The following is a 9,819-nucleotide window of genomic DNA, read 5'->3' on the forward strand; positions in this document are numbered from 1 at the left end:
CACCTGTCAGCCGAACTCACCAACCCGAGTCGGGACAACCTCTCTGGACATCACAGCTAGCCGCTCTGGATCGGGTTGGACGGTTGCTGCCCTATCGACCGCCCTGCTATTGCACCGAGGTCAACGCCTCGTCGATGGGGCAGACATGATCGAACTGGGGCCAGCGAACCGCCTGTTGTCAGAGCGCGACTTATCGGCACTCTGGCCGATCGTCTTCCGATGTAGACCGCCAGAGAGGTCGGCTGAGGAGGCCATGGCGTTGCCGGCGGTTGGGGTGCTTGAGAACGGGGCCGGCGGGGCCGCTGCTGGAAAGTCAGAGGAATGGGTAGTTCGCACTTCGGAGCAGCGTGTAGGAGCATGCCTCTCCGTTTCGCTCGGCATATCCGACTCCTACCAGGGGGTCGGGGTACTGATAAAGGGTGAACGGTCGAACCACATGTAGATCGCTCGTCATGCCGTCGTAAGAACCCACGGCGCGGTAGGCGTCACCGATCCGGACCGCTGTAAGAGGGCCGGGTCCGCACACGACAGCGTCCTTGAATCCGGCGTTATCGTCGAGGATTTGCGGACTTTCCCAGGCCCTCTCGTGGCGCTGATCGAAGGTCATGAAAAGCGCTAGAGCCTTTGAGGCTCCCTCCTGCGCCAGTCGTGAGACCTCTGAGTCTCGCGTCAGTGTGACTGTCGAAGTTGGCCGGATCGACTCGGGAATCGTCGGGATGTGTTCCTCGAGGTGACGATTAAGTTGCTCGATCGTATCCACCTCGAGAGGGTTCGGTGCGTGCGCGACCGGTACGACTGGCGATGAGTCCTCCGACGACCCGAGAGATCCGAAGGGCTGAGCGGAAGCAGCGGCGGGAGCAGCGGGGAGGAAAAGCACGACAGCAAGCGATACTAATGTTTTTCTCATAACGGCATTAGATCAGGTAGCGACACCCGACCAGGCCGGGTTTCGAGGTTTCGTGTGCGTGGATGGTCAAACCGGCTGAGCAATCGGCATTGAGGATTGGCTTCTCCCCAGAATCTGTCGGCAAGGTGTCCGTGACTGTGCAGACGACAGTCGGGCAGTACCACCTCGCCATCACCCCGGTAAATGTCGACAGCTAGCCACCTAGAGCAGCTCGGCGGTAGGCGCCGACGTGTTGACCAGCGTTCTTGACGAAATCGACATTATCGGCGAAGCGGGACAGTGGCTGGTCGGACCCTGGCATCACCGGCGGGGCGTCCGTTCGTCTGATTGGGCGAGCCGACTCCGCCTTGTCTATTTGCCAACGGTGTTCGCACCCAGCCACAGTCGCAGCATCTCGTCTCCGACTTCCTTCTGCTGCCGCTTGGTGAGTCCGAGATCCGTCAGTCGCTGCTTGACCGAACTTATCAGTTCGGTATCTGCGGTCCATGGAAGATTCTGCGTCTTTGGGGGATTATTGCGCGTAGGCTTTGCGAGCAGATCATCGCGCGGAAACATCGTCCGCAGCCCCATCATTCTTTCGGTGGTCATCCCCACTAAACCGTCTTCTGTAGCCCAGGAGAGAATCGTGTTTCTCGCACTTTCTTTAACTCGAGATTTGTTGTGAATTACGTCATTTCGGATCTTGTTAAGATCGCCCATGAACCCACTCTTGATATCGTTCTTCAACAGTTCTTCGTCGAGACGACGCGAGTGTGCCGCAGCCAATCGAGGCCGGTACCACTCATCCCAGATCGCGTGAATGTACGCGAACCACTGCCCGTACGTCATGATCTGGATCGGAGGGAAGCGCTCGTAGGACACGAACCCTCGCGTGGCGCTGAACGTACTCACGCCGCTGTCCATCGCCTTGTCCAAGTCGGCAACATGCACACGCCCGGGTCCTGTCTCCCTGGCGAAGGAATATTCGCCCACGTCGAAGTGCTCCCCGTCGGCCTCCTTGCGATTCGCGAGCTTATTAGCGAGGGTGTGGTGGGCCGACAAGGTCGTTGCCAGCGTTGCCAAGTAGCGCGTCTCGAACTCCTCGACGACCTGTTCAACTTCTTCTTCGTCCTGCATGGCGTCGATTGCTCCGATGGCACTTCTGCACTGTGCGGCGATTACTTCAAGTTGCTCCGCCAACAGTTTGGGCGTCGAGAACGGCCCGCCGAGAAAAATGACGGCTGCCTCGAGGGCAGGATCGACGATCTCCCTAAGGTCTGCACTGTAGATTGCTCTTCTCTCACGCTCCTGCAGAAGATGATGGAAGACTCCCTCCCGCAGGCCCTCCTTCATCGATCGCTCGGCAACTCCCTTGGAACGGGGAGCAGCTTGAAAGTTGTCCTTCGCAACCTCGATGAAGAACAACAATTGCTTGAAGTTGTGCCGCCAGAGCTCTGACTCATCACTCACCGCGCACCACCAGTACCGACGTGCATCGGCGCGTATCCACATCGTCTCCTTGTCCTAGCTGCGGCGAAGTCAGCATCGTCCTGACCCCGGCGAGGCGCTGCCGAGTCCAGTGGCCTCTTAGCTTCGCTGTTTCTCAAACAGCGCTTTGGCTTTGGCGCTGCGCTGCATAATTGGGTGGGAGGAATCGACGACGACACCATTTCGGTGTGCAGTGTCGAGCCACCGTTGGAGGATGGCAACTTCGCTCGCGTGGTCTTTCTGTTTGCGGTAGACGATTGCTGCCTGCTCGGTCCATCCGGGAGCGGGGCATCCGCGTGAGCAGTTCTCAGGCCGTTCCACGACGTCGACGACCTCAAGGAGAAGTTCGAGGGCTTCGTCGAGGCGGTTATCGCGTTTGAGTTGTTTGATCGGCTCGCTCCACGCACTGAAGTGGCGGCCACGGACCTGCTGTCGGGGATCGTGGCGGTGTTGCGGAGCGATCTGACTGTCGTCAGCCAAGGCGTAGGCGTCGACAGTGGGCGGGGCGGTTAGGTCAGGCAACGCCACTGAGCGGTCCCCGGCCAGCAGGAGTTCCATCTGGTGCTGGTCGATGATTGAAAGGGGCTGGCCAGCGGTTTGGAGGCGGCACGCTTCGCTGTACTTCTCCGTTGACGGTGGGTGACTGGTCTCGTCAGGCCAGTATCCGGCGATGAGAACGGACGTGCGCCGGGTGACGGTCTTGTTCACTCGGGCACCGCACTGAGCCAGACGTGCCCATGCTTCGTCGCGACTGAATCCAGCTAAGTTCCCGGTGAGAACCACGGTGTGCCCGTGGAGGGGATGGGTGGGGTCGGCGTTCGGGTCCGAGGCTGGCGGGGTAGCGCTGGAGCGAATCGACACCCACGCCGGGACGCCTTTGCGAGTCGTGTTGCGGGGAGCTTCCACGGTGTCCACGGTGGCGCGGCCGAGAGTGATTCCTGCTGCGGTGAGGTAGGTGTCGAGGGTGGCGGTACCGCGTCGGCGCATTAGTTCGAGTGCGATTCCGGCGGCGGCAGCAGCATCGGCTGAGGCGTCATGGTGGTGGCGCAGGGGCACGCCGAGTGCGCGGGCCACGGTGGGGAGCTTGTGATTGGGCAGCTCAGGCAGGTCTTTTCGGGACCACTGCAGTGTGCAGCCGTACTGCAGGGGCCGCCACGTCACTGATTCGGCAACGGATGCCTCGCGTAGAGCGCCGATATCGAAAGCAGCGTTATGGGCGACTAGCGGTAGATCACCGATGAGGTCGAGCATGTCGCCGAGTCGATCGCGGAAGGTCGGCTGTTGTGCCACATCGCGTGGGGTGATCCCGTGTATTCCGATGTTTCCGGCGTCGAAGCGTTCAAGTCCGGCCGGTGGACGGCATAGCCATGAATGGGTAGCAGTGACTTGGCCTGCGGTTATGGCGGTCAGCCCGATAGCGCAGATGCTCCCTCGGGCACCGTTGGCGGTTTCGACGTCGAAGCCGACAAAGCTCGGGCCGGTGGACATTGCCACTTCAGCGTGGAGCGTTGGCTCCAGCCGGGGAGTGGGGCCATCTTGTGGGCCGCGTCTCGGTGCGAACGATCGCACGGAAGGTGTGGCCACGGAGAGCGCCACAGGGGTAATAGTCGAACTAGAGGTGTTCACTGGTGGCCGGTGGGTGTGGTTGACCTCGACAACATGGTGCAGAAATTGCAGCAGACTGTCCATCTGGTCTCGCTGGTTGCGCTTGAACATCACGGTGTGGGGGTCACTTGGCGCTGCGGCGCGGCCGAGCGCTGCTCGGGGCGCACCCACGCATAGCTGAACCCACCCGTTGGTCAGCATCGACGGCTGTTTGACGTGCAGTCCAATGACTTCGCGTAGCGGGATGTCGATGCGAGTGCCGGCAGCTTTGGCGATGAGCCAATCTCGCTCGACGACCAGGTAGTGAGGCGTGATGGACACGACTGCGCCGTACCCCTGCAGTTGCGACAATTCGACCTCCTGAAGGTGATGAACCGGAGGCTATATCGCCGCTCTGACACGGGGAGGTGGCTTGAGCACATCCCCGTGGTCGCCACTTCCGTCAAGCAGGTGCCGAACGTTCGTGCCCGGAGTGCGCAGGTGGGGTACTCGCTGCGGTGGTTGAGCAAGCCTTCTCGCCGCCCGGTCCCGCGTTACGCGAGGTGGCGGCTCCAGAATTCATCGCTTGCCCAAGCTACGGGGATGCCTGCGCCGGCGAGATTCATTGCAGGGCGCGTTCTCAGTAGCTCGTGGAGGCGCTGGGCCCAGCTGCTGTGGGGCGATACGGAGTCAAGGACGGACTGCAGCGACACCAGCACCGGGTAGAGGCGCTTCCGGGATCGTGCCGGTAGAGCGTCCGAGTCTTTCAACCACGAGATCTTCGAAGAGGTCGGGATGGCTGGGTAAACGCCCAGGCCGACGTTCCATAGTCTCCCGTGATGTGCGCAGATGTTGCGCACACGAACGTAGGTCAACATCCAGGACTCCAATACCGTCGCGGTCAGCCCGATGCTCTTGGCGATCGCCGTGCGGTCGGCGCGTTGCGCGAGATTGCGGTAAGCGCCACTTAGTTGGCCGATGGTGAGTGTCTCCACCATGAGCCAAGACGGCGGGAGCTCGGGCGAACCGTAGGTCGTCAGGTAATGCTCTAGAGCTGAGCGGTGGACCAGCGAATCTTCTCCTGCGTCGGGTGACCCGCGCAGTCGCTCGTCGCAGGTAGACCGAACGATTTGCAAGAGGCCGGCGTGCCGGCCCGGATGGCGGAAGTGTGCCGCATCCATGTACCAGTGCGGATCGTTGTAGGTGTTCGCCATGTGGTCGGTGAGTGCCGCGCGGACGGCTACCTCGACCCGTTCAAGGGCATCCATGACCAGCAATCGCAGCGTCCGGTCGAAGACGTAGAGGTCGAGTACATCGTCGAAAGTTGTGCCCTCGCGGAACAGGTGATCGGGCTCGCCTTGTTGGAAGGGGATCGTATAGGGCGAGAGTCGGTAGTAGCCGATGTGACGAAGGTACCGTTCGGACCTCCCCGGATCGGGGATGTCTAAGCCGCGGTTGGAGAGGCGATCAACGAGCTCGTCGAGGGGCAGCGGCGGCTTGCCGTAGGTAAGTGAGCCTCGGGGCCGGGATGGTCGAGGCATCGATAGCTCCTCCTCTGACCCATGACAAAGAAAATCCCCCAAGTGCGCTTCTGAGAGAGGCGTGGGGGATGTGGTAACACCACCGTAGCACCCGGTCCTACTACCGTCATGGGGCACGGCTGCAGTAAGTCGACTTTGTCGCGAAGGGCGGACCGGCACATGTGCCGATGGGGTACACCCATGCGGGACGGTCGGGGGACCGCCATTCGTGCTGTGGAGCTGACCTCTCAGTGGCGGTCTTCAGTGTAAATCTCAACTTCATTTGGCGGTCTTCTCGCAACTTCCGTTGGCGGTGACGTCCGGAGGAACGGGGCCTCCTTACTGAGGTAACCGGCCATTCAAGAGCGATAGCAATGCTCCGCGTCTACCGTTCCCCTCGACCGCGAGTGGGCCGCGCCGTAGAGATAATCTCGACAGCCCACTGGGGCGGGGCACTGCCACGATAGGTTGATCGCGATGGACACGACCGTAGTTGCCGAGGCCGGACTGAGCGAATGTGTCCGAGAAAAGGCCTGCGATCCGAACTTCGGCCAGGTGTTTGCCATGCTCGGCGCCGCGTGGCTGCTCGTGGCAGTGTGGCTTGGCGTCAGCTTCTATGCAACGGTCGACATTCTCACTTCCAAGGTCGGCCTCGTGCACACCGTGTTGTGGCTTCTCATCGTGTGGATGCTGCCGATACTCGGAGCGATCGCCTGGATCAGGTATGCCGCTGTTACTGCTCGCGGCACCCAGCGCCATCCATCATGACTCCTGCACTTCCACCACCGACGTCGAACCCGCCCCACGACGGAGAGTGACACCACCCGATGCAGGACCCCGAGGTGTGACTATCAGCTACGTTTGGCGGTGTCAGGTGATGCCGACGACAAGGGTGGACCGGGCGGCTTCGACGACGTCGTCGGTGATGGTGTTGAGCTCGTTGATCTGCATGATGCGCTCCATCTGCGTGAACAGTCTGTCGATGAGGCGGAAGTTGCCGCGGGTGATCCGCGCGATCGCGGCGAGGGCTTGGGCGTCGGTGAAGTCGTCGGGGTCGAGGGGGTGGCCGTACTTGGGCCAGCGACGTTCGATCACGAAGCGCAGCTCTTCCTTGCTCAGTGGCCGGTATTCGTGGGCGAACCCGACGCGGCTGTAGAGCTGCGGGTAGCGGCTGAATCTCTTCTCTATCCCGGGCATGCCGATGAGGATGATGGCGACGTTGTCGCGGTCGTAGTGGTCTCGCACCATTTCCAGGGCAGTGGCATTGAGGCGGTCGGATTCGTCGATGATGATCAGTTCGACGTGCCTTCCCAGGGTCTTGGGTCGTGTCTGTAGTTCGCCGGTGTTGATCAGATGCTCGTTGACGCACGCAGATACCTGGACAGTCAGGCCGGTGAGGTCGTCTCTGACCTGACGTGGAGTGCTCAGGACCGCGGGGGTATAGAAGATTGTCCGTTTCCTGGCCAGGGCGGCATAGATCGGGAAATCGGAGTCGACGCGTGGGCCCCATTCCTCGAGGAGTCGCTCGGCTTTGTGCCAGTTCGCATACCGTCTGGCAGACAGTGTCTTGCCGATCCCGGCTTGGCCGTAGCAGATGCCAATGGTGTGTTGCCGGCGTACGGCGTCGGCGAACTCGACGAATCTGCGGTGCTGTTTGGTGGCGATAAACCGTTGCGGAGACATCAGTCATCCTCCAGGTAGGTGCGAAGCTTCGTCTTCCTCTGGGCTGGTGGGGGCGGTGCCGGCGGGCCCGGAAACGAGGGGTCTTGGTGGCCGGCGACGACGGCAATGCGTTCGGTGATCTGGCCACGTAGCTCGCGTCGGCGGGCTGCGCGTGCGTGCTGAATGTCTTTGAGGCTGACTGTGGCCGATGCGTGATCGGGGTCCACGGCTTTACAGATGTACTGGTTCTTGTGGAAGACCTGGATTTCGGAGATGTCGCGGGGGTCGTAACGGATCACGACCTGTTCTTTGACGTAGGCGGCCAGCAGCGGCGAGACGTACCGCAGACCTTGGAAGCGCACTCCGTCGCGGTGGACGATGCGCGTTTTGGCCACGGTCAGCAGCAGCAGGTTGAGATCATCGACGGTCTCGGGCAGGCGAGGTAGCCACCCGTCACCGATCCAGGCCCGGTAGGGGCTGTCGCCAGTCTCCGGGTGGGTTCGGTGGTGATACCTATCGCTGATGAACTCGCCGACGGCGGTGTCGAGCGCGGGCAGCGTCAGTACCGGCTCGGGGTGCCGCTGACCGCGGGTGAGATAGCCCGGCAGATCAGCAAGGAGCTCGGTGTTGAGTGTGCCGAAGATCCGCTCGACCTTGCCGCGGCCCTGTGGTCTGGCGATGGTCGAGTAGATGATCTGAAAGTGCAGTTCCTTGGCGGTCTGGGCGAGATGGTGACTGGTGAAGTCGGTTCCGTGATCGACGTAGAGCACATCGGGCAGGCCACACATCGGCCAGTTCGGATCGTTCTTCGGCCAGATCGCGTGCCGCAACGCCAGCGCGGTGTTCATCGCCGAGGGGGCACCGAGAAAGACCATGTAGCCGCACACCGCCCGGGAGTAGTCGTCGAGGATGACGGTCAACCACGGCCGGGCGGATCGCCCGTTGGCGTCGAGGATGAGGATGTCGAGTTCGGTGTGGTCGGCCTGCCAGGTCGCATTGGCCCGCTCAGCTCGATGGCGCCACACCAACTCGTAGCTGTCCCGGTAGGCCGCCGCGCCATGGTGGGCCAAGGTCACCATCCCCGGATCCAGACCGGCCACGATGGACTGCACGGTGCTCGCGGAGACCATCGGCCATCCCCGCCGAGCGGAGGTCGTGGCGGCTTTGCGAAAGATCGCCGCGGTGGACGGCCGAGGCGTGCTCAACGCCAGGCCTTCGATGTAGGCCACAAGTTCTGGGTGGGTACGCCGCCCACGCTTGGGTGGCGTTGCTGGAGCCAGTGCGGCGATCCCGCCCTTTCTATAGGCGGCGAGCCAGCGTTGAAGAGTGCGTTCCCCGACCTTTTCTGCTGCGGCCAACTGGGTCAGCGGGACCCCGCTCTCCACGTGTTGGCGTAGGACCTGCCATCGGGCCGCGGCAGTCTTCGCGCCAGTGGGGGCGCTGATCGAACCTTGAGGTTCCTCGCCCCCGCTCATGGTTACGCCGTCGTCGACTTCTGTCGGCGCCGAGCTGGGGGCTTGTCGGCCCCGCGTTGCAGGGCCCGGTACACGGTGGTGCGGCTGACCCCCAGGACCTCGCCGATCTGGGCGACGGTCATGTCTTGTTGCTCGTAGAGCTTGCGGGCGGTGCGCAGTTTGTCCCCGGCGAGCAGTGGTGGACGCCCACCCACACGACCACGGGCCCGGGCGGCTTCCAGGCCGGCGTGGGTGCGTTCGGAGATGAGGTCTCGTTCGAACTCTGCCAGCGAGGCGAAGATGTGAAACACCAGCCGTCCGCCCGAGGATCCGGTGTCGATGTTCTCTTGCAGGGAGCGAAACTCGATTCCGCGCTCTTGCAACTCGGTCAGCTGATCGATCAGATGCCGAATCGATCGGCCCAGCCGATCCAGGCGCCAGACCACGAGCGTGTCGCCCGGGCGAAGTTGATCGAGGAGCTTTCCCAACTCCGGGCGCGAGGCCAATGCCCCGGAGGCGGTGTCGGTGAAGACCTTGTAGCAGCCGGCAGCCTCAAGGGCATCGTGCTGCAATCGTGCGTCTTGATCGCCCGTCGACACCCGCGCGTACCCGAAAGCGTCTCCCATGCCACTAAATGTAGCAATACCCATCGGCGATGGGTAGATCAGAAACATAGAATTCGGGCCTGAGTTTTGCTACAAACTGGGCTTCTGCCCACCTCGACATATCCGAAATCGGCGAACTCGAACGCACTTGTAACAAAAACGATCGTTATCGGTCGGCGCTCGTCGGCGGCAGAGCTGCATCGAGCACCTGCCCGATGCGGGTGCGCTCCTCGGTGTCGGCATCCGGGCCGTCCACGTCGTGACTCACTGGGGATCGTCGTACCAGCGCACGACGCCGTTGGCTGCGTGCGCTTCGCGCAGCGCGGCCGAGGCGGCATCGAACGCTGCGGCGGCACGGTGCAGCTCTGCCGCCGTGGTGACGGTGCCAGTTGCGCCGTCGCCGCGCCCGTCCTCGCCGTTGTAGTGCGTCCCGTCGACGACGCGCTCATGCCAGGCCGCGAGCTGGCCGAGCATGGGTACGTCGACGCCGACATACCTCCCGAACTGCGCACCGGCCGTACGCCTCAGTACAGCGTGCAGCGCCGTCGCGTCATCGAGGACGCGGGGGCTCTGTTGCAAAAATCGTGAAGCTTGAGCATGCTTGGCGGAGATTGGACGGA

9 protein-coding genes are annotated in these 9,819 nt (G+C 62.4%); 1 reads left to right on the forward strand and 8 read right to left on the reverse strand.

The window, feature by feature from the left end:
* Positions 1-313 precede the first annotated feature (313 nt).
* The 4 genes from ACWGLC_RS17475 to ACWGLC_RS17490 all read right to left on the reverse strand — a co-directional run bounded on the left by ACWGLC_RS17475 (position 314) and on the right by ACWGLC_RS17490 (position 5,499).
* Positions 314-760, reverse strand: coding sequence for a hypothetical protein (locus ACWGLC_RS17475; RefSeq protein ID WP_452101058.1), 447 nt, complete (start codon positions 758-760; stop codon positions 314-316).
* A 498-nt stretch (positions 761-1,258) separates the two neighbouring features.
* The gene (locus tag ACWGLC_RS17480; RefSeq protein ID WP_452101059.1) at positions 1,259-2,356 is read right to left on the reverse strand and encodes a hypothetical protein; all 1,098 of its coding nucleotides are present in this window, start codon (positions 2,354-2,356) and stop codon (positions 1,259-1,261) included.
* A 117-nt stretch (positions 2,357-2,473) separates the two neighbouring features.
* Positions 2,474-4,300: an exonuclease domain-containing protein gene (locus ACWGLC_RS17485; protein ID WP_452101060.1), complete on the reverse strand. Its 1,827-nt coding sequence runs from the start codon at positions 4,298-4,300 to the stop codon at positions 2,474-2,476.
* Positions 4,301-4,512: 212 nt separating this feature from the next.
* Positions 4,513-5,499, reverse strand: coding sequence for an Abi family protein (locus ACWGLC_RS17490; RefSeq protein WP_452101061.1), 987 nt, complete (start codon positions 5,497-5,499; stop codon positions 4,513-4,515).
* A gap of 456 nt (positions 5,500-5,955) precedes the next feature.
* Here ACWGLC_RS17490 and ACWGLC_RS17495 point away from each other — a divergent pair, with 456 nt between their 5' ends.
* On the forward strand, positions 5,956-6,246 hold the full coding sequence (locus tag ACWGLC_RS17495; RefSeq protein WP_452101062.1) for a PLD nuclease N-terminal domain-containing protein: 291 nt from the start codon (positions 5,956-5,958) through the stop codon (positions 6,244-6,246).
* Between the two features lie 102 nt (positions 6,247-6,348).
* Here ACWGLC_RS17495 and ACWGLC_RS17500 read toward each other — a convergent pair whose 3' ends face one another.
* The 4 genes from ACWGLC_RS17500 to ACWGLC_RS17515 all read right to left on the reverse strand — a co-directional run bounded on the left by ACWGLC_RS17500 (position 6,349) and on the right by ACWGLC_RS17515 (position 9,811).
* Positions 6,349-7,161 (reverse strand): AAA family ATPase, encoded by an 813-nt coding sequence (locus tag ACWGLC_RS17500; RefSeq protein ID WP_452101063.1) that lies wholly within the window; start codon positions 7,159-7,161, stop codon positions 6,349-6,351.
* Positions 7,161-8,615, reverse strand: a complete 1,455-nt coding sequence (locus tag ACWGLC_RS17505) for a Mu transposase C-terminal domain-containing protein (protein WP_452101064.1) — start codon at positions 8,613-8,615, stop codon at positions 7,161-7,163. The genes ACWGLC_RS17500 and ACWGLC_RS17505 overlap by 1 nt, the downstream gene beginning before the upstream one ends.
* A 2-nt stretch (positions 8,616-8,617) precedes the next feature.
* Positions 8,618-9,220, reverse strand: a complete 603-nt coding sequence (locus ACWGLC_RS17510) for a recombinase family protein (protein WP_452101065.1) — start codon at positions 9,218-9,220, stop codon at positions 8,618-8,620.
* 243 nt (positions 9,221-9,463) lie between these two features.
* Entirely contained in the window at positions 9,464-9,811 is a 348-nt protein-coding gene (locus ACWGLC_RS17515; protein ID WP_452101066.1) for a hypothetical protein, read from the reverse strand.
* Positions 9,812-9,819: the final 8 nt, after the last annotated feature.

The organism is Dietzia sp. NPDC055877 (assembly GCF_053615975.1).

Bases quoted from the DNA above. Each gene is read 5' to 3' on its own strand.
- ACWGLC_RS17500 (WP_452101063.1), bottom strand. From the start codon at position 7,161: ATGTCTCCGCAACGGTTTATCGCCACCAAACAGCACCGCAGATTCGTC.
- ACWGLC_RS17490 (WP_452101061.1), bottom strand. From the start codon at position 5,499: ATGCCTCGACCATCCCGGCCCCGAGGCTCACTTACCTACGGCAAGCCG.
- ACWGLC_RS17510 (WP_452101065.1), bottom strand. From the start codon at position 9,220: ATGGGAGACGCTTTCGGGTACGCGCGGGTGTCGACGGGCGATCAAGAC.
- ACWGLC_RS17495 (WP_452101062.1), top strand. From the start codon at position 5,956: ATGGACACGACCGTAGTTGCCGAGGCCGGACTGAGCGAATGTGTCCGA.
- ACWGLC_RS17505 (WP_452101064.1), bottom strand. From the start codon at position 8,615: ATGAGCGGGGGCGAGGAACCTCAAGGTTCGATCAGCGCCCCCACTGGC.